Source organism: Streptosporangium sp. NPDC002544 (assembly GCF_040295965.1).
Taxonomy (GTDB): domain Bacteria; phylum Actinomycetota; class Actinomycetes; order Streptosporangiales; family Streptosporangiaceae; genus Streptosporangium.
In genome coordinates this window covers 92,603-112,534 of sequence record NZ_JBEOWJ010000021.1, presented here as the reverse complement: position 1 = coordinate 112,534, position 19,932 = coordinate 92,603, and the positions used below count along the sequence as shown (strand labels likewise).

The 19,932-nt window shown below is 72.1% G+C and carries 9 protein-coding genes; 1 reads left to right on the top strand and 8 read right to left on the bottom strand.

Features of this window, described 5'->3' with window-relative positions:
- Positions 1–86 precede the first annotated feature (86 nt).
- From ABT061_RS29040 to ABT061_RS29030, 3 genes are all read right to left on the bottom strand, one after another.
- Positions 87–1,727: a Tn3 family transposase gene (locus ABT061_RS29040; RefSeq protein WP_350923857.1), complete on the bottom strand. Its 1,641-nt coding sequence runs from the start codon at positions 1,725–1,727 to the stop codon at positions 87–89.
- On the bottom strand, positions 1,664–1,942 hold the full coding sequence (locus ABT061_RS29035; RefSeq protein ID WP_350923855.1) for a DUF4158 domain-containing protein: 279 nt from the start codon (positions 1,940–1,942) through the stop codon (positions 1,664–1,666). The genes ABT061_RS29040 and ABT061_RS29035 overlap by 64 nt, the downstream gene beginning before the upstream one ends.
- A gap of 530 nt (positions 1,943–2,472) precedes the next feature.
- Positions 2,473–3,309 (bottom strand): helix-turn-helix transcriptional regulator, encoded by an 837-nt coding sequence (locus tag ABT061_RS29030; RefSeq protein WP_350923853.1) that lies wholly within the window; start codon positions 3,307–3,309, stop codon positions 2,473–2,475.
- A 66-nt stretch (positions 3,310–3,375) separates the two neighbouring features.
- Here ABT061_RS29030 and ABT061_RS29025 point away from each other — a divergent pair, with 66 nt between their 5' ends.
- Positions 3,376–3,786 (top strand): DUF2000 family protein, encoded by a 411-nt coding sequence (locus tag ABT061_RS29025; protein ID WP_350923851.1) that lies wholly within the window; start codon positions 3,376–3,378, stop codon positions 3,784–3,786.
- A 353-nt stretch (positions 3,787–4,139) separates the two neighbouring features.
- Here the strand turns inward: ABT061_RS29025 and ABT061_RS29020 are convergent, their stop codons facing one another.
- The 5 genes from ABT061_RS29020 to ABT061_RS29000 all read right to left on the bottom strand — a co-directional run bounded on the left by ABT061_RS29020 (position 4,140) and on the right by ABT061_RS29000 (position 19,863).
- Positions 4,140–4,613, bottom strand: coding sequence for a hypothetical protein (locus ABT061_RS29020; RefSeq protein WP_350923849.1), 474 nt, complete (start codon positions 4,611–4,613; stop codon positions 4,140–4,142).
- 237 nt (positions 4,614–4,850) lie between these two features.
- Entirely contained in the window at positions 4,851–5,156 is a 306-nt protein-coding gene (locus ABT061_RS29015) for a hypothetical protein (protein ID WP_350923848.1), read from the bottom strand.
- A gap of 119 nt (positions 5,157–5,275) precedes the next feature.
- Positions 5,276–6,550 carry a lysine N(6)-hydroxylase/L-ornithine N(5)-oxygenase family protein gene (locus ABT061_RS29010; protein WP_350923846.1) on the bottom strand — a complete coding sequence of 425 codons (1,275 nt, stop codon included), beginning with the start codon at positions 6,548–6,550 and terminating at the stop codon, positions 5,276–5,278.
- 72 nt (positions 6,551–6,622) lie between these two features.
- The gene (locus ABT061_RS29005) at positions 6,623–7,648 is read right to left on the bottom strand and encodes an iron-siderophore ABC transporter substrate-binding protein (RefSeq protein WP_350923844.1); all 1,026 of its coding nucleotides are present in this window, start codon (positions 7,646–7,648) and stop codon (positions 6,623–6,625) included.
- Positions 7,649–7,740: 92 nt separating this feature from the next.
- Positions 7,741–19,863 (bottom strand): non-ribosomal peptide synthetase, encoded by a 12,123-nt coding sequence (locus ABT061_RS29000; RefSeq protein ID WP_350923842.1) that lies wholly within the window; start codon positions 19,861–19,863, stop codon positions 7,741–7,743.
- Positions 19,864–19,932: the final 69 nt, after the last annotated feature.

Genomic DNA, 19,932 nt, shown 5'->3' with positions numbered 1-19,932 from the left:
TGCGGTCAGTGCGAGGTCCTAGGCACGGGGGAGGAACATGCCCGCCACCCTAACAGGGGTCGTCCTCGTCGAAGTCTTCGGCGTCGTCATCGCGGGCGTCGGGGTCGCGCAACTGCCGGGTGGCGGTGGCGCCTCCAGCGGGATCGGCCGGCTCCGGGACCGCGAACGAATATTTCCCGTGGACGTTGACGTGCTTGCGCATGAAGGGGCTGAGGCGGGCGATCCTCGTCCCTAACGCCATAGCCTTGGGCGTGAAGCCGGTTCAGCGCCGCATCGATATAGACCGTGTTCCACAGAACGACGCAGTTCAAAACGATGCCCAGGGCGCCGAGCTGGTCCTCCATTCCTTCTCGGTACCGCTGGAACACCTCGCGGCGGCGGCCGTGGAATATCTTCTCGGCGAGCGCGTGGCGTCCTTCCTGAAGGTTACGCATTCCCTTGATGCCGCGCCGGTAGGGTTCGCTGTCGACGACCGACAGGATGTGGAGTGTTTTGAAGATGCGGCCGTAGGTGGCGATCGCCTCGCCCAGGGCGGTGGGACGACCGCCCCGCTGCAACGCCACGACCACGTCGGATGCGCTGACCTTGCTGGTGTAGATGGTGGCGATCAGCCGCAGGATCTCTCCCCAGTGCCGCCGGACCTTGCCCAGGTCGAGTTTTCCCCGGGCGAAGGTGTTCAAAGAACCGTAGTCGGCTCCGTTGTCCGTCCTCCACCCTTTCTGGTCGGGCAGATCGGCCAGCGCCGGCCGATATTCCACGCCCAGCAAACTCGCGAGCCCGAACGCCAGGTCCGAATAGGACCCGGTGTCGGTAACGAGGACCTCGGGCAGGTTCGCCGTGCCGGAGCTGAAGAACAGGTCGATCGCGTGCAGGCAGTCCCGGTCGGTTCCCGCGACGATTTTATGCCCGGTCCCGAACGCCTGGTCGCTGATCTGATTGAGCCAGGTGATCCCACGTTTGGGGCCGAAGTATTTCCGATTGGGTTTAGCCATCAAGGACGGGACGGGAACGACGAAGCGCATGCCGTCGATCGCGGCGACCATCCCGCCGCCCAGCGCCTGGGCGAAGGCGATGCCGGTCTGCTGGGCGATCAGGTGTGGGTTGGCGGCGGTGTAGCCGGCGGCGCGCAGATAGGTGCGGCCCGCATGCCCGATGCGGCGGCGGTCCAGCGCGGGAACGCCTGGGCTGGAGACCGGCCCGTACCCGACGTTGAGTGCCTGAAACCCCGAGCCGATGATCTCCGCAACTCGGTTCAGCGCCTTGACCATCTGCGGGCCCGACGCCCGCGCCGGCCCCATCCGCCACCGCTCCAGCTCCGAGACCCGGCTGCCCGGCGGCACCACCAGCAACGCGTCCAGCGCGAGGCGCTGCTGGCCGCTCAGCGCCCCATACAGCGTCTGCCACAGCCGCTGCGTCGCCGCCTCCCGTTCCCGCACCACCAGCCTGGCCAGCCGCGAGGCCCCCGGCAACAGCACATCGTGTTCACGCAACCAGTGCAGCGCGTCAACAAAGATCGCCTTCGGCCCGTCTCCCGTGACCCACGCCCGCCTGCCCACAGACACCGCCAGCTCCGCCTCGACCTCGGCGAAATCCTTCAGCCCCAGCGCCTTCTGAATCTTCCCGGCGTGCTCACGATGCGTCGGCTCGCGCTGGGAGTACCGCTTCACACACGACGGATCAGCGATTCCCAGCTGTCCGGCCAGGAAATCGATAACCTCGGTCGGCACTCCTCCAGCGGATCCGTCAGGAATCTGCCGACATAGCGCACGGTGGCGAGCTGGACGCTGAACCCGAGACGGTTGTGGTCCCCGCGTTGGTCGGCCACCAACTCGCGGTCACGGTCGTCCAGATAGAAGCACAGCTCGAGATCCACCTGCGGCACCGAGTCGCCGTAACGGCCGTAGGCCGCCATTTCCCGATCACTGAGAAACTCCACCGGCACGGCCCACACCGTAGGAGCGAACCACCACAAGACAAGCGGTAAGCGATCGGATCGTTACATAGCGTTCACGGACTCGTACTGATGACCCACGATCAGACCTTGTCCGTTACTGAGGACTTCCGGACACGAAGATCGCTGTCACCAGGCGTCACCCACCAGCCGATCCACCCCGAAACCATGATCACAGCCGAGCTGCGCCGGAACGGGAACGTACGCTAACGACCCCATACAGGCCCCGTCCGGCACCCACCCTGGCCTGCGGGGAGGCGCTTACCGTACGAAACGGTTCCGTTGCAGGTCCACCCCCGAATGACGCGATCGTCTCGGCGCCATCCCCTGCCGCGATACGTCTGTGCCACCGCGTAACAGCCGGCCCGCTCATGGGCGGCTCCGATGACCCGTGAACCACACAGCGGGAGGGAGCTGAGCGTTGTTGGTGAGTTCACCGGCAACGGATCCGAATGCGGGCACGTGTCCGTGCCGTACAGCCGCCCTGCCGTGACGAACCGATCATGACGCTGCCTCTCGGTTCAGCGGGCGGCACGGCGGTAGACCCCCGGAGTGATGCCGTACCAGCGGACGAACCAGCGGGTCAAGTGGCTCTGGTCGGCGAAACCGGTCTCCGCGGCGACGGCCGCGATCGGCGTGCCCCGCGACAGCAGCCCGCGAGCCACGCGCAGGCGGACCTGCCGCTGGTACTCGCTCGGCGCCATCCCGTACACCGCCTGGAAGGCCCGGTAGACGGTGAACCTGCTGGATCCGGACACGGCGGCCAGGGAGTCGGCGGTGTGGTCGGTCCGGTAGTCGTCCTCGAGCAGTTCCGCCACGCGCTCGGCGACGCCCGCCGCGCCCCGGCTCCCCGCCCGGAACCGCGGGCCCCTCGCGGCGGGGCCGCTGAGGGCCGCGCGGCGGACCAGGGCGGGGATGACCGCGTCCAGCAGCTCGTCGGCGACCAGGGCGGGGGCTCCGCCGAGGAGTGCTGCGTGCAGGCGGCCCAGCCCTCCGGCGAGCACCGGGTCGTGGACGATCGGCTCGGCGAACAGCGGCAGCCCGGCCGCGCGGCCCGCGAACCCGGCCAGCGCACCGGAGACGAGCTCGGGGCCGATGTGCACGATCCGGTAGGTGAAACCGAGCTCGTCGGCCGCCCGGCCGTCGTGCGGGTCGTCCGGGTTGAACGCCAGCACCATCCCCGCCGTGCTCGTGTGGCCCGATCCCCGGCAGGTGAACGCCTGCCGGCCGTCGTCGGTGATCCCGAAGGAGTAGGTCTCGTGGCTGTGCCGGTGGTAGGTGTGCCGCTCGAAGTGGGCGTGCATCGCCTCCAGCCCCGGCAGGGGCGAGCGCCAGTAGCGCGACCAGTCACCCGACATGAATCCATTCTGGTGCCGCACGAGCGTTCAAGACCCGGCGAGGCGGGTCCGACGATGCTGCGGGACATGCGTTTCGACACGAAGATCGGCATTGTGGTGCGCGCGGACCTCGCCGTCTGGCAGAAGCTCAACGTCACCGCGTTCCTGGCGAGCGGCGTGGCCGGTGGCGGGCCCGAGGTGATGGGCGAGCCGTACGCCGACGGGTCCGGCAACCACTACCTGGCGATGTTCCGCCAGCCCGTCCTGGTCTACGCCGCGGACGGCCCCGGCCTCGCCGCGGCACACGCCCGCGCGCTGGCACGCGGGCTGGAGGTGGCCCTGTACACGGAGGAGCTGTTCAAGACCGACAACGACGAGGACAACCGGGCCGCGGTGCGCGCCGTGCCCTCCGATGAGCTCCGCCTGGTCGGGCTCGCGGTGCACGGGCCGCGCAACGGGGTCGACAAGGTGCTCAAGGGGCTCGCCCTCCACTCCTGAACCGGACGTTCCCATCGCCCGAGTGAGGGCGGGACCGCTCGACGGCGCGCTCTGGCGCCGTGACCGGAAGGCTTCGCCGGGCCGGCGGCCGTCCAGGCCGCCGGGCGAGTCCGGTGAGCCCTCGCGGTCCCAGTACCAGGGGCGTGTTTCGTGAGCGGTCCTTGGTACGCCAGGATCTGTAGGTGTCCGATGCTCGCCGGTTTTCGAAGGGGGCACGCGTGTCGGCGCCGTCAGCCATGAGCGGCCCGGGCTCTTCCGGCCGAGCACGTCAAGGATGTCGGGGGGGTGGCTGCGCCATGCCCCCGGCTGTTCCTGTACGCGGTCACCATTACCACACCGCGGGGTGAGTACGGCTAGCGCGGCCAGTTGGCGACGGTCTCGGCGCGGATGACGTCGACGTGGCAGTGCGAGGTTCTGCGCTTCCCACGGTCCAGCACGCAGACCCTGACGTCCACCCGGGTGATCTGCCCGTCCGAGGACAGCCTGAACAGGTCGTTCGCGTGGCAGGTCGAGCGCGGCCGGGCCCAGCCCGTACCACCTCCGGTGTAGTGGAACCTGGCGCGGATGTAGGCGCAGTGGCCGCGGTGTCCGTCGCGGTCGTGGAGCGTCCCGGACACGGTGAACGTCTCGGCGCCGAAGTCCGTGATCCACACGTTGGCCCTGGCGTACCCGCCGTGCCCGCCCGCCGACCGGACCGGCCCCCAGTGGAGCAGGTCCCCGCTCGCCGCTCCCGCGGTCGCCTTCCCCGTCGCGGCCTCCGCCGCCACGGCCGGCCCCCCGGCGAGCAGCGCCGTCGACATCACACCGATCATCAATCCCTTACGCATGGCTAAAGGGATATCCCCGTCGACTTGGAAGCCTCTTGCGTCCGGCTTGTCCTGGAGCGAGCCCCGGGACGAGAAGAGCTCAGCCCGGCCCCGTCGACGGTGGAGGCCGGCCGCGGCTACCCGGACGGCCGCGCCGGGTGGCCGCCCGGCGCACCGCGGGAACCCCCGCGGTGCGCTTTTCCCAGTGTGGACGGCACGACCGCGCGCACCCGGTCCACGGTGTCACGGCTCCGCCGGTCAGGGCTTGGTGATCTGGGCGGGAGGTGTCCCCTCGGGCTTGGGAACCCGGATGGTGTCGGAGGGCTTCTCTCCCTTGCTGCGCGCGGTCAGGGTCGGATAGCAGTCGTAGTAGCAGTAGTAACGGTCGCAGTACCGCAGGTAGCAGATCCAGCCGGCCGCGGTCGTGTGCGAGCAGACGACCGCCGGTGCGGCCTGGGACGACGCGGCGTGGGCGCCGGTCGCGGGAAGCACGCCGAGCAGGCCGGCACCGGCCAGAACCGCCCCTGCCAGGCCGATGCGGGCACTGCGGATGAAGGTGTTCATGATCCTCCTCGGGTTACCTACGGAACACGACAACACCAAAGGTAATCATGTGAACACATGGAGTCACGTAGCCGATCGCTCCGTGTCGGGACGTTCGGCGCCACCCTCCGGAATGCCGGTTACGGCTCGGCCCCCTGGGGGACCCCCGCCGAGCGCCGGGCGATGGAGCGCACGATCTCTCCGGTGCGGACAGCCGTCATGGACAGCAGCGAGGAGGCGATCCCGTGGGTGTCCTCGGTGGCCCCCTGGAGGTAGACGCCCCAGGTCCGGCCGGGGGCGGTGGCGACCCGGTAGTCGCGCTCCACCAGCAGCTCGCCCGTCTCACCCGTGAGGCAGTGCTCGCCCGCCTCGCCGAGCAGGTCTCGCGGGTCGCGCTCGCGGTAGCCGGTCGCGCAGACGACCGCGTCGGCCTCGATCGTGCTCACCTCGCCCGTGGGCAGGAAGCACATCCTGACCCGGGCGCTGTCGCCGTCGTCGTCCACGCCGAGCAGACGGGAGGCGTTCAGCATGCGCAGCCGCTCGACGCCGGCGACCTTCTCCGCGTAGGAACGCCGGTAGAGCTCGTCGATGAGGTCGAGGTCCACCACCGAGTAGTTGGTGTTTCTGGAGTAGGCGAGCAGCATGCGCTTCACCTCCTCGGGGGCGGAGAAGAAGTGGTCGACGGCTTGGGGGTCGAAGATGCGGTTGGCGAAGGGGCTGTCGTCGGCCGGCGAGTAACCGTACCTGGTGAAGACGGCGCAGACCTCCGCGGACGGGTAGGTGCGGTGCAGGTGCTCGGCGGCCTCGGCCGCGCTCTGCCCGGCGCCGACCACGACGAACCGTCCCGGGACGCGCTCGCCGAGGGATTCGAGCCGGGCCAGCAGTTCCTCGGTGTGCCAGATCCGCTCCCCCTGCCGCACGCCGTCGGGCAGCACGGGTTCCAGCCCGGCCGCGATCACGAGGTTGCGCGTCAGGCAGGTGTGCAGCTCGTCACCGCGCTCCACGACGACCTCGAGGGTGTCGTCGTCGTACGGGCGCACCGCGACGACCTCGGAGTCGTAGCGCACCAGACCGGCGAAGGAGGCGGCGACCCATTCCAGGTAGTCGTGGAACTCCAGCCGGGTGGGAAACATGGTCTTGTGGTTGATGAAGTCGATCAGCCTCCCCCTGTCCTGGAGGTAGGACAGAAAGGAGTAGGGGCTTGTGGGATTGCGCAGGGTGACCAGGTCCTTGAGGAAGTGCACCTGCATCGTGGCGCCCTCGATGAGCATGTTGCGGTGCCAGCCGAACCTGGGTTGCCTCTCGAAGAAGACCGCGTTCACGCCGGAGCCGTGCTCCTCTTCCAGTGCCACCGCGAGCGCGAGGTTGGAAGGACCGAAACCGATGCCCACGACGTCATAGACCGGGCTCGACATGTTCGCCTCTCACATATTGAGGAGATGGTCCCCCGCCACCGAGGCGGCGGGGGAAGGGGTGGGCGGGGTGTGTCAGGACGCGCCGACGGCCTTGGCCGCCTCGGCGACCCGTGGCACGACCTGGTCGATCACGTGGGGGACCGCCAGCGGCGTCGGCGTGCGCAGCGGCCAGAACGCGGTGAGGTCCAGTGGCACGTAGGAGCCCCGCCTGACCACGTCGAGGCCGGCGAAGAGCTTGTTGGCCTCGATCTTCTTCTGCGTGGCGGCGTCGTCGTTGTAGTGGCTGAGCAGCAGGTCGACGTCGAGGACCTTGACCTTCTCCATGCTCAGCTCGGCCGCGAAGCCGTCGCCGGGAAGCGTCCTGATCTCCTCGGGCAGTACCAGCCCGAACTGCTCGAAGAGCTGGACGCTGATGTCGGTGTCGGACTTCAGCACGCCGATGTTCCCCGAGGGGAAGACGCTGGTCAGCGCGAATTTCTTGCCGGCCAGCTCGGGATAGGTGGTCTTGACCGAGTCGATTCTCGCTTCGACGTCGGTGACGAGCTTCTCGCCCTCGTCGGCCTTGCCGACCGCCTTGGCGACCTGGCGGGCCACCGTCTGCCAGGAGTCCTCGGCGGGGCCGGTCTCGTAGGCGGTGGTCGGCGCGAGCTGGGAGAGGTTGGCGTACTCCTTGTCGATGTAGTAGTCGCCGCCCGCGAGGATCAGGTCGGGCTTGAGCGCGGCGATCTGCTCCAGCGAGAAACCCGACTCACCGGCCTTCAGCAGCGTCGGCTTGGCCCCGGAGATCCTGGGCGCGGTCCAGGGGGCGAGCCCGTCGGCCTGGATGCCGGTCAGTTCGGCCATGGCGATCGGCTGCACGCCCAGGGCGAGCAGGGTGTCCTGGTCGACCTCGCCGAGGGCGACGATGCGCTGGGGGGCGGATTCGATCGTGGTGGTGCCGAGCTTGTGCGTGATGGTGACCGGGAATCCGGAGGCGGCCTGGGTCGCGGGGGCGCTCGCGGCGGGCTGTTCGCCGCCGTCACCGGCGCACGCGCCCACCAGGCCGAGGCCCAGCAGCAGCGTTCCTGTCGCGGCCAGGCGGCGCATCGTGTCGCGCATGGGTATGGGTGTCCTTCCAGAGCCGGCAAGGGCTCTAAAGCTTAGGTAAGGCTAACCTAACTTAGCAATCTTTGAAGGCCGTGTGAAGCGCCTTATTCCAGCCGGTTCACGAGTTCGGCGACGGTCTGGGCGGTCATGAGCGTCGCGATCTTCATTCCGGCGCAGCCCGGCTCCCTGCGGATCCGGCGCACCAGTTCCATGGCGAGCAGCGAGTGACCGCCCAGTTCGAAGAAGTTGTCGTGCGGCCCGACCGCGTCCACCTCCAGGACCTCGGCGAACGCCCGGCACAGCAGCGCCTCGCGGTCGTCGTCGCGCCGGACGGCGTGCCCGGCGCCGGCCTGGGTGACCGTACGGGCCTCGAGTGCCACCGGCAGGTCGCTCAGCCGCGTCTCCGGGTCGTCCGCGACGGTCTCCAGCACGTCGAGGAGCGCGCGGAGCATCGTGTCGATCGTGGCCGGTTCGAACAGGTCGGCCGAGTAGTCGACGACGAGATGGAGCTCCTCGGCCCGCTCCCTGAAGATGAAGTCCAGGTCGAACTTGGCCGCGGGCGGGCTGAAGAGCGCCTCCCGCTGCCGCAGCCCGGGGAAGCGCACCTCGCCCATGGCCTGGTTCTCGTAGCCGACCATCACCTGGAAGAGCGGGTTGCGGCCGGGCACCCGGGGTGGCCGCAGTGCCTCGACGAGCGCCTCGAACGGCAGGTCCTGGTTGGCCAGACCGGCCAGGTCGGTGTCGCGGACGCGGGCGAGCAGTTCGGCGAAGGAGGGGTCGCCCGAGGCGTCGGCGCGGAGCACGAGCGTGTTGACGAAGAAGCCGACCAGGTCACCGGCCGCCTCGTCGGTGCGGCCCGCGACGGGACTGCCCAGCGGGATGTCATCCCCCGCGCCCGCGCGGTGCAGCAGCGCGGCGACCGCGCTCTGGCAGACCATGAACATGCTCCCCTGGGCCCCGCGCGCGAGCCCGCGGAGCCGCTCGACCAGCGCCTGGGGCAGTCGCCTGGTCACGGTCGCGCCGCGCTGGCCGACGGTGGCCGGCCTGGGCCGGTCCACCGGCAGCGGGATCTCCGCCGGCATGCCCGACAGCGCCTTCGCCCAGTAGGCGAGCTGGCGGGCGTGCGGGCTGCCCGGGTCGACCGGATCGCCGAGCAGCTCACGCTGCCAGAGCGTGTAGTCGGCGTACTGCACCGCGGGGGGCTCCCCCGCGGGCGCCGCTCCGTCCAGCCGCGCGGCGTAGGCCCACGCCACGTCCCTGGCGAACGGCCCGAAGGACCACTCGTCGAACGCGATGTGGTGGAAGACCGCGAGCAGTAGGTGCTCGTTCTCCCCCTCCGGGATGAGCGCGACCCGCAGCGGGATCTGGGTGGCCAGATCGAACGGGCGCGCGATCACCTCCTCCGGCGGGCGGGTCGTGATCTCCAGGGCGGGGCGTGCCGACTCCGGCGGCAGGACCCGCTGGTATGGCACGCCCTCGTGCTCGGCGAAGACGGTCCGCAGGCTCTCGTGCCTGGCCGTCACGTCGCCGAGCGCGGCCTCCAGCGCGACCACGTCGATCTCGCCGCTCAGCCGCACGGCCAGTGGCAGGTGGTACGCCTCGCGGGGCCCCTCGTCCTCGCGCAGGATCTGGTCGAGCAGCCAGAGCCGGCGCTGCGCGTACGACAGCGGGATGCGTTCGGGACGCCGCCGGGGAGTCAGCGGGGGCCTGAGCGCGACACCGGCCCTGTCGTGCAACCGGGTGGCGAGCTCGGCGACGTTCGGCGCCTCGAACAGGTCCCGGATCGCGAGCTCGGCGCGGAGCACCGCGCGGACCCTGCCGACCAGCCGGGTCGCCAGCAGCGAGTGCCCGCCCAGCTCGAAGAAGTTGTCGTCGATCCCGACGCCGGCGACGTCGAGCACCTCGCCGAAGAGCGTGCACAGCAGCTGTTCCACGGCGGTCCTGGCGGCGCGGCCACTGCCGCGCGGCCCCTGCCGGTCGGGGGCGGGCAGTGCCCGCCGGTCCAGTTTGCCGTTGACGGTCAGCGGGAGCGCGTCCAGCGTCATGACCGCGCTCGGCACCATGTAGCCGGGCAGCCGCCGCCTGAGCCCCTCGCGCACCCGGGCGGCGAGCGCCCCGTGGTCGCGGGCCGCCGCCGGGTTGTTCGCGTACGACGCGGGCCTGCGCTCCGGATCGGCCGGCAGGAAGGCGGCCCCGCCGCCGAAGACCGCGTCGTAGTGGCCGATCTCGGCCGAGGGGGTGGTCACCACGCCTGGGTCGAGCGCGTACAGCAGTTCGGGTTCGACGCCCCGCGGGGATGCCCGCAGCAGCTCGCGCGCCTCCCCCGCGAAGGCCCCGCCCTCGATCGCGCGTAGCGCGGCGAGCTCGGCGGAGAGCCTGGGATCGGGGATGGCACGCACCCTGAGCGGCCCGGGAAGACCGCCGGACAGCCGGTCGGCCAGGTCGTCGAGGCCCGCCCAGTCCACGACGGAGTCCTCGGCGGGGGGCACGGCGGGGGGCACAGCGGATGGCTCGGCGGGTGACTTCCAGAGTGTCACGTCGTAGCGGTGCCTGCTGAGTTCGTTGTGGTAGACGCCGCGCTTGGTACGGACCTCCACCCGCGCGGCCAGGTCGAGGGCGGCGAAGAACGCGGGATCGAGGAGGAGTTCCTTCTCCATCCGCACCGCCCGGTCGATCGCCGCCGCACCGATGTCGGCGCCGCCGGCGCCCTCCCTGCCGAGCTGGATCGCCGCGTGCAGGCAACGCACCGACCGCAGGTCACGCACGTCGCCGATGAACAGCGCACCACCGGGGGCGAGCAGGTCCATCGCGGCGGCGATCACGTCGGCGAGGTATCCGGCACCCGGGAAGTACTGGACCACGGAGTTGACGACCACCGTGTCGAAGTGACCGGCGGGCAACCCCGCGGTGTCGTGAGCGGGCCGGCAGCTCAGGCGTACCGGCGAGTCGGGGCCGAGGTCCGCCTGGAGCTTGGCGATGACGGGGGCCGCGAAGTCGGTACCCCAGTACTCCTCGCAACCGGGGGCGAGCCGCGACAGCAGCAGGCCGGTGCCGACGCCGATCTCCAGCACCCGCCGGGGGTTGAGGTCCTGGATGCGGGCCACCGTGGTGTCGCGCCACTCGCGCATGTGCGCAAGCGGGATGGGCAGCCCGTCGTAGCTGCTGTCCCAGCCCGCGAAGTCCTCGGTGTGGACCGCCGTGCCGATCTCGGTGTACTCGGCGTCGTAGATCTGCCGCCACTCCGCCAGGTGCTCGCGCTCGGCGTCGGGCCGCGCGGCGCCGTCGGGCACCACGTAGCCGATGAGGCGCTTCACACCGGGCACGTCGGTGCCGACCGCGATGACGGCCGCCTGCCCGACGCCGGGCTCGGCCGCCAGCGCGCTCTCGACCTCCTCAAGCTCGACCCGGTAGCCGCGGATCTTCACCTGCTCGTCGGTACGGCCCAGGAAGTCGATGTTGCCGTCCTGGCGCACCCGTACGAGGTCGCCGGTCCGGTACATCCGGCCGCCGCCGAAGGGATCGGCCACGAACCGTTCGGCGGTCAGGCCAGGCCGGTCGAGGTAGCCTCGGGCCAGGCCCGCGCCCGCGATGTAGAGCTCTCCCGGCGCGCCCGGCGGTACCGGCCGCAGCCAGCCGTCGAGCACGTAGCCGCGGGTGTTCCAGATCGGCCTGCCGACCGTGGGCGTGGCGCTGTCCTCGGTGCCGCCGCCCAGCGTGTTGATCGTGTACTCGGTCGGGCCATAGAGGTTGTAGCCGAGCACCCCCTCGGCCTGCGCGAGCCGGTCCCAGACCGCCACGGGGACGGCCTCGCCGCCCAGCAGCACGAGCGGCGGGCGGTGCTCCCCTTCCAGCAGTCCCTCCTCCAGGAGCTGCTGCGCGTAGGTCGGCGTCACATTGATCACGTCGATCCGGTGACGCCGCAGGTATTCGGTGAGCGCCTCGGCGTCGCGCCGCAGCTCCTCGTCGCAGACGTGCACCTCGTGGCCCTCGATGAGCCAGAGCAGTTCCTCCCACGACATGTCGAAGGAGAACGACACGGTGTGGGCGATCCGCAACCGGCGCCCGGCCGAGGCCACCACCGGGTCGAAGATGTTGGCCCGGTGGTTGAACTGCATGTTGGTCAGCCCCCGGTAGGGGGTGACCACCCCCTTGGGGCGCCCGGTGGAGCCGGAGGTGTAGATCACGTACGCCGGATGGTCCAGCCGGCCCGGCACGTCCCTGCCGAAATCAGGTAGTTCCTCCCCGGTCAGCCCGGTGCCGGGCAGCGTGGCCAGCCTCGCCCGTACGGCCGGGTCGTCGAGCAGGATCGAGTCACCCGGGCAGGTCAGTCCGGCGGCGATGTCGCGGTGCGAGACCAGGCAGACCGGGGCGGCGTCGGCCAGCATGAAGTCGAGCCGCTCGGCCGGGTAGTCCAGTTCCAGGGGCAGGTAGGCGGCGCCCGTCTTGAGCACCGCGAACAGCGCGACGACCATCTCCGCCGACCGGGGCAGTGCCAGGGCGACCACCCGCTCGGGGCCCGCTCCGTGCGCCCTGAGCAGCCTGGCCAGGCGGTTGACGGCGGCGTCCAGCTCGGCGTAGGTGAGCCGCACGTCGGGCTGGGAGACCAGGGCGAGCTCGTGCGGGGTGCGCTCGGCCTGCTCGGCGAGCAGCTCGGCGATGGTGAGGTCGGGCACCGGCCGTTCGGCCTCGGCCCAGTCCCGGCGCAGCCGGTCGTGCTCGTCGGGCAGGAGCAGGTCGAGCCGGTGGCAGGGGGTCTCGGGCGCGGCGGCGAGCGTCTCCAGGACCCGCACGTACCGGTCGGTGAGCCGTTCGGTCTCGGCCTCGGTGAAGGCGTCGCCCCGGTACATGACGCGCAGGCCCGCACCGGGCTCGACGACCATGGTGATCGGGTAGTGGGTCGCGTCGCGGACCTGGCGGCCGAGCACCCGCACGTCGCCTCCGGGGCCGAAGCCGCGGTCGATGGGCATGCCGGGGAAGTTCTGGAACACGAAGAGGGTGTCGAAGAGGGTCCCGAGGCCCGTCACCCGCTGCACGTCGGCGAGCGCGACGTAGGAGTGGTCGAACAGCTCCGACTGGAAGGTCTGCGTCCGTTCCAGCACGGCGCGCAGCGGGTCCGCCGCGCCGGCCCGCACCCGGACGGGGACCGTGTTGAACAGCAGCCCGACGACGGACTCGACGCCGTCGACGTCGGGGTGGCGGCCGGACACCGAGACGCCGAAGACCACGTCGTCACGGCCGGTGAGGCCCGCCAGCAGCAGTCCCCAGGCACTCTCGTACAGGGCGGCGAGGGTGAGCCCGGACTCTCGGGCGAGGGCACCGAGCCGAGCGGTGAGGCCCTCGGGCAGCGCGCGGTGGATCTCCCCGGCACCGGCGAGGTCGGCGGGGCGGTCGGCCGACTCGGGCCTGAGCAGAGTCGGCTCGTCGAGCCCGTCCAGAGCACGGCCCCAGGACTTGAGCGCGGCCTGCCGGTCCTGCCCGTTCACCCAGTCGAGGTAGGCGTGGAAACCGACCACGGGGCGGTCCCGCTCGGCGTCGGCGTCGGTGTAGAACTCCAGCAGCGAGGTGACCAGCAGGCCACCCGACCAGCCGTCCAGCAGGATCAGCTCGGAGGTGAGCACCAGCCGGAAGTCGTCCTCGCCCACCCTGGCCAGCGCGAAGCGGATCAGCGGCGGGGAGTCGGGGACGAACGGCCGGGCGCGCTGCGCCTCGACGAACGCCTCCAGCGCCTCCGCCTCGCCGGTCTCGGCATAGGTCCAGTCGACCTCGAACCGCTCCGGGACGAACTGCACGGCCCGGCCGCCGTCGGTGCGGAACCCGGCCCGCAGGTTGGGGAACTTCAGCAGCACCTGGCGCGCGGCCCCGGCGAGGCGGCCGGGGTCGACGGGCCCTGACAGGGTCACCACGGCCTGCTGGACGTAGACGTCGCGGTCCTCACCGGCCAGCATCAGGTGGAACAGCAGTCCTTCCTGCAGCGGCGAGAGCGGCAGCTCGACCCGCGACCCGGACGACCCGCCCGAGGGCGGCGTCACGGTCCCGCCGGGGGCGCCGAGCGGGGGTGCGGTGCCGGCCGTAACGCCCTCGGGGTGAGCCCGCGCGGCGTCGGCGGGCACATCACCGGGCACGTCACCGGGCGCATCACCGGGCAGGGCCACCGCGATCCGGGCCAGGGCCTCGACGGTACGCGACCGGAAGACGTCGCGGACCGTGAAGGAGAGACCCGCGCGGCGGGCGCGTCCCACGAGCAGGGCCGCGCTGATGCTGTCGCCGCCGGTGCGGAAGAAGTCGTCGTCGGCGTTGACGCCGTCCCGCCCGAGGGTCTCGGCGACGAGCCCGGCGAGGCCGCGCTCGGCGTCGGTCCGCGGCGCCCTGCCCTCGCGGGCCGCGGGCTCGGGCAGCGCCCGCCGATCCAGCTTGCCGTTGGGAGTGAGCGGTAGCCGGTCGAGGCCGACGAGCACGGCGGGGACCAGGTAGTCCGGCAGGATCTCGCCGAGCCCGGCGTGCAGCGCGTCGAGGTCGAGGCCGGTCTCACCCACGACGTAGCCGACCAGGCGCGGGCCCGAGCGGGCCGCCACGGCCGCCTGCCGCACGCCGGGCCGGGCGGCGAGCACCGCCTCGACCTCACCGGGTTCGACGCGGAAGCCACGGATCTTGATCTGGTCGTCGGCCCTGCCCAGGAAGTCCAGGGTGCCGTCGCGGCGGCGGCGCACCCGGTCGCCGGTGCGGTAGAGCCGCGAGCCCGGCGGGCCGAAGGGGTTGGCCACGAATCGCTCGGCGGTGCGGGCCGGGTCACCGAGATATCCGCGCGCCAGGCCGTCTCCGGCCAGGTAGAGCTCGCCGACCGGCATCTCGCGGAGCCCGGCGTCCAGCACGTACGCGACGGTGTTGGCGATCGGGGCCAGCCCGCCGCCGCCCTCGGCGATCAGGCTGTCCCCGGCCGCCTCCGAGCAGCCGTACAGGTTGACCAGCCGGTCGGGGACCCGCTCGGCCAGGGCGGCGGGCAGGGCCTCGCCGCTGCTCACCCACGTGGTCACGGAGCCGAGCTCCCCGGTCTCCAGGAGCGCGGCCAGCAGGCTCGGCACGACGGTCACCAGGTTCACCCCGTGGCCGCGGATCAGCTCGGCCAGGGCGAGCGCGTCGGTGGCGGTCTCGTCGTCCGCGACGACGACGGTGTCACCGGCGATGAGGCCGCCGAGCAGTTCGGTGCTGCCGTCGATGAAGGCCGGGGAGCTCTTGGCCACCCGCACACCGGCCGCGGCGAGATCGGCGCCCCAGGCGAGCCGGTTGGCCAGCGCCCGCTGGGTCCCGACGACGGCCTTGGGCGTCCCGGTGGACCCCGAGGTGAAGATCACGTACGCGGGGTGGTCGGGGTGGGGCCGGGGCCGGGCGCGGGGCGGCGCGTCCAGGGGCGGCTCGTCGGCGCCGACCACCAGCAGGGGCCGGGCGACTCCGAGCATCATCTCGATCCGGGAGCGGGGATAGGTCGTGTCGATGGGCAGGTAGGCCGCACCGGTCTTGAGCACGGCGAGCAGCGCCACGACGAACTCGGCCGAGCGGGGCAGCGCGATCGCGACGATCTTCTCGGGGCCCGCTCCCGCGGCGGCGAGCCGGTCGGCGAGGGCCTCGGCCCGCTCGTCCAGTTCGGCGTAGCCGAGCGCGGTTCCGCCGCAGACGACGGCCGTGGCGTGCGGGGTGCGCGCCACCTGTGCCTCGATCCGCTCGGCGACGGTGAGCGGGGGGAACTCGCGGACGGTGTCGGGCCTGGTGACCGGGGCGCCGAGCGACGACAGGCGCCGCGCCGGATCCTCGGTGACCCGATCGAGCAGTTCGCCGAGATCGGTGAGCAGGCCGGTGACGGTCCCGGCGTCGAAGAGGTCGGTGGCGTAGGCGACGAACCCCTCGATCCGCTCCTCGCCCTCGGCGAAGTAGATGTCCAGGTCGAACTTGACGCCACCGGTCTCGGGCAGGAACGGCTCGGCGCGCACGCCGGGCAGCCGCAGCCGCACGTCCTCCAGCCGCTGGTGGACGATCATCACCTGGAACAGCGGGCTGCGGGCGAGCGAGCGCTCCGGCGCGAGCCGCTCCACGACCTGCTCGAACGGCGCGTCGGAGTTGGAGAACGCGGCCAGGTCGGTGTGCCGGACCCGCTCAAGCAGTTCGGTGAAGGTCGGGTCCCCCGACAGGTCGGTGCGGAGCACGACGAGGTTGACGAACACCCCGACCAGGTCCGCGAGGTCCGCGTCCGCCCGGCCCGCGATGGGCGAGCCGAGCGCCACGTCGTCGCCCGCGCCCGCCCGGTGCAGGAGCGCGGCCACGGCGGCGTGCAGGACCATGAACACGCTGGTTCCGGTCTCCAGGGCCAGCCTGCGCGCACCGGCCAGCGGCAGCTCGAACGAGGCCAGCCCGCCCCGGTGGCTCGCCTCGGCGGGCCGGGGCCGGTCGGCCGGCGGCGTGCTCTCCTCGGGCAGGTCGTGGAGCGTCCGCTCCCAGAAGGCGAGCTGGTCGGCGAACTCGGCGGTCCGGCTCTGCCAGACGGCGTAGTCGGCGTACTGCACGGGCAGCGGGGCCCAGTCCGGCGCGGTGCCCGCGCCGCGGGCGGTGTAGGCACGAGACAGGTCGGCGAGCAGCGGCGTGAACGACCACTCGTCGGCGGCGGCGTGGTGCTGGAGCACGACCAGGACGGACTCCTCGGCGGAGACACGCAGCAGGGTCGCCCGGATCGGCAGGTCGGCACCGAGGTCGAAGACGTGCGAGGCGGCCCGCGTCTCGGCGGCGCGCAGCCGCTCCTCGGTCCAGCCGCGTGCGTCCACCACGTCGAACGCGACCCCGCCGGCCTTCAGGACACGCTGGACCGGCAACCCGTCGGGGCCCTCCACCAGCAGGGTGCGCAGCGCCTCGTGCCGTGCCACGACGTCGCCGAACGCGGCGCGCAGCGCGTCGACGTCGACCGGGCCGCGCAGGCGCAGGCCGAGCGGGAGCGCGTCGGCGGCCGAGGGGCCGCGCAGCCGCTCCTCGAACCAGAAGCCGCGCTGGGCCGCCGAGGCGGGGACGACCTCGGGTCTGGTCACGTCGCGCACCCTCGGCCGGGTGCCCCGTACCAGCCTGGGCGCCAGCGTGGCGACAGTGGGCGCCTCGAAGACGTCGGCGATGGTGAGCTCGGCGTCGAGCGTGGCGCGCACCCGGCCGGCGAGGCGGGTGGCCAGCAGGGAGTGGCCGCCCAGCGCGAAGAAGTCGTCGTCGATGCCGACCGTCTCCAGGCCGAGCGTCTCGGCGAAGACCGCGCAGAGCGCCGCCTCGCGGTCGTCGCGCGGCCCCCGGCTCGACACCTGGACCTCGGGTGCGGGCAGTGCGGCCCGGTCGAGCTTGCCGTTGACGGTCCGCGGCAGTTCCTCAAGGGTGACCATCGCACCGGGCAGCATGTATTCGGGCAGCACTCTGGCCGCGGCGGCCCGCAGGTCCGCCTCCCGGAAGCCGGGGCGCGGCACGACGTAGGCGACGAGTCTCCGCTCGCCCGGGCTGTCCTCGCGGACCACGACGGCGACCCGCGCGACACCGGGGTGGGCGGCGAGCACGGCCTGCACCTCGTCGGGCTCGATCCGGAATCCGCGGATCTTCACCTGGTCGTCGCCGCGCCCCAGGTACTCCAGCGACCCGTCGCGGCTCCAGCGGGCCAGGTCCCCGGTTCGGTACATGCGCTCGCCCGGCGGGCCGAAGGGGTCGGCGACGAAGCGTTCCGCGGTCAGATGCGGGCGGCCTGCGTAGCCGCGGGCCAGCTGCTCGCCCGCGAGGTAGAGCTCCCCGGGGACGCCGGCCGGCGCGGGGCGCAGCGCGGGATCCAGGACGTACGCGCGGGTGTTGGGGAACGGGCGGCCGATCCCCGTCGCCGGCAGGTCGGCGGAGGTCGCCCAGATGGTCGCCTCGGTCGGTCCGTACACGTTGACCGCCGACGCCGCCACCGAGTGGAGGGTCCCGGCGAGCGCGGCCGGCAGGGCCTCGCCGCCGACGAGCACCCGCAGCCCGGCGAGGGCGGCCGGCTCCAGCGAGCCCAGCAGCGACGGGGTGCCCTGGACGATGGTCGCCCCGGCGAGCAGGCCGCCCAGCGCTGCGGGGTCGCGCACGGTCGCGCGTCCGGCCAGCACGACGGTCGCGCCGCTGATCAGCGGTATGTACAGCTCCAGCGCCGCGATGTCGAAGGCGATCGTGGTCACCGCGACGAGCCGGTCGGCGGCGCCCAGGGCCAGGCGCTCCCGCATCGTGAGCAGGAATGCGGTGAGCGCGGAGTGCGGGATGGCCACGCCCTTGGGGCGGCCGGTCGAGCCCGAGGTGTAGATGACGTACGCCAGGTCGCCGCCTCGGGCCGGGTGTGACGGCTCCGGCTCGGGCAGCGCCCCGGACGGTGTCAGCACGGCGGTTCCCTCCGGGAGGAGGGCGGCGGTCTCCGGAGTCGCGATCACGCAGAGCGGGTCCGCGTCCTGGATCATGTAGGCCAGCCGGTCGGCCGGGTGGTCGGTGTCCAGCGGCAGGTAGGCGGCGCCGGACTTCAGCACGGCCAGCAGCGCGACCACCAGGTCCGGGGTACGGGGCAGGGCCAGCGCGACGACCCGGTCAGGTCCCGCGCCACGCTCGCGCAGCAGCCGGGCGAGGCCCGAGGCCCGCCGGTCCAGCTCCGCGTAGGTGAGCGTGCCCGGCTCACCGTCGGCCCCGCCGTCGACCCCACCTTCGACGGCGACCGCGTCCGGGGTGCGCGCGACCTGCTCCTCGAACAGGGAGGTCACCGTCGTGTCCTGGACGGGACACGCGGTGTCGTTCCACTCCGCCAGCAGGGCCAGCTCGTCCGCGCCGAGCAGCTCCAGGTCGGCGATCCGCAGGTCCGGGCGGCTCAGCGCGCTCTCAAGCAGCGTCTCCAGGTGGACCAGGAGCGCGTCGACGCGCTCGTCGTCGAACAGCTCGCGCCGGAAGGTGGCCTCGACGGTCATGCCCTGTGGCCTGACGAATGCCTCAAGCGACAGGTCGAAGTGGGTGGTGCCGTTGTGGATGTGCGTCCAGCTCGTGGTGACGCCCGGCAGGTCCAGGTCGCCGATCTCCTGAGTGAGGAAGAGCAGCATGGTGTCGAAGAACGGCGACCTGCCGCGCTGCCGGGCGGGCCGCAACTCCTGGACGATCGTGTCGTACGGCAGCGTCCGGTGGGCGAACCCCTCGGTGCAGGTGTCACGGACCCGGTGCAGGAGCTCGCGGAAGGTGGGCGCGCCGGACAGGTCGGTGCGGAGCACGAGGGTGTTGCCGAAGTTGCCGGCCAGCCGCTCGATCTCGGTGTGCTCGCGGTTCATGACCGCCGAGCCGATCGCGATGTCGGTGGCGCCGGTGTAGCGGTGCAGCAGCACCGCGTGGGCGGCGAGCATCACCATGTACGGGGTGACGTTCTCAGCGGCGGCCAGCTTCCGCATCCCCTCGGTGACCGTGTCGTCGAAACGGCGGGCCCGGCGTCCGCCCCGCTCGGAGACGGTCGCGCCCCGCGGGCGGTCGGCGGGCAGGTCGAGGGGCGCGGGCGGCGGGTCGAGGCGCCGCCGCCAGTAGTCCATCTCCTCTGGAGAGTGCGGGCGGCCCTGTTCCCAGGCGGCGAAGTCCGGATACTGGACGGTCAGCGTGGGAAGACCGTCGGGCTCCCCCAGGACGGCGGCCCGGTACATCGCCGACAGGTCGCGCGAGAGCGAACCCCAGGTCATGCCGTCCCAGGCGATGTGGTGCACGACCAGGACGAGGGCGTACCTTCGCGCGTCGAGCCGGAGCAGTTCCAGCCGGATCGGCCTCTCGACGCGCAGGTCGAAGGGGAGCGCCGCGAGTCGCCCGGCGCGCGCCTCGGCGTCGGCGCAGTCGCGCACCGGAAGGTCGAGGGAGTCGTCGGCGAGGACGTGCTGCACCGGCCCGTTCTCGTCATGGTCGTCGTAGACGGTGCGCAGCACCGCGTGGCGGCGGATGAGGGCGCGCAGCGCCTCGCGCAGCGCCTCCGGGTCGAGCTCACCCGACATGTGCACCAGCAGGCAGACGTTGTAGGCCGGGCTGCTGGGAAACGTCCGGTGGTGCAGCCACATGCTCTGCTGCGCGTAGGACAGCGGTGCGGGATCGCCGGACCCGCGTGGGACGATCCGGTCCCTGCCGGGGCTGAGCCCCGCCTCGGCCATCATCCGCCGCATCAGTTCGCGCCGCCGTGCGACGTCCTGCTGTTCCCGCACGCTCAACTCTTTCTTTGTGGGTCCGGGGGCCGGACAGCCGCCCCGCCTGAAGGTTAGGTTAGCCTTGCC

Excerpts from the sequence above, each read along its gene's own strand:
- ABT061_RS29020 (WP_350923849.1), bottom strand. The coding sequence starts at position 4,613 with ATGCGTAAGGGATTGATGATCGGTGTGATGTCGACGGCGCTGCTCGCC.
- ABT061_RS29025 (WP_350923851.1), top strand. The coding sequence starts at position 3,376 with ATGCGTTTCGACACGAAGATCGGCATTGTGGTGCGCGCGGACCTCGCC.
- ABT061_RS29010 (WP_350923846.1), bottom strand. The coding sequence starts at position 6,550 with ATGTCGAGCCCGGTCTATGACGTCGTGGGCATCGGTTTCGGTCCTTCC.
- ABT061_RS29005 (WP_350923844.1), bottom strand. The coding sequence starts at position 7,648 with ATGCGCGACACGATGCGCCGCCTGGCCGCGACAGGAACGCTGCTGCTG.
- ABT061_RS29030 (WP_350923853.1), bottom strand. The coding sequence starts at position 3,309 with ATGTCGGGTGACTGGTCGCGCTACTGGCGCTCGCCCCTGCCGGGGCTG.
- ABT061_RS29015 (WP_350923848.1), bottom strand. The coding sequence starts at position 5,156 with ATGAACACCTTCATCCGCAGTGCCCGCATCGGCCTGGCAGGGGCGGTT.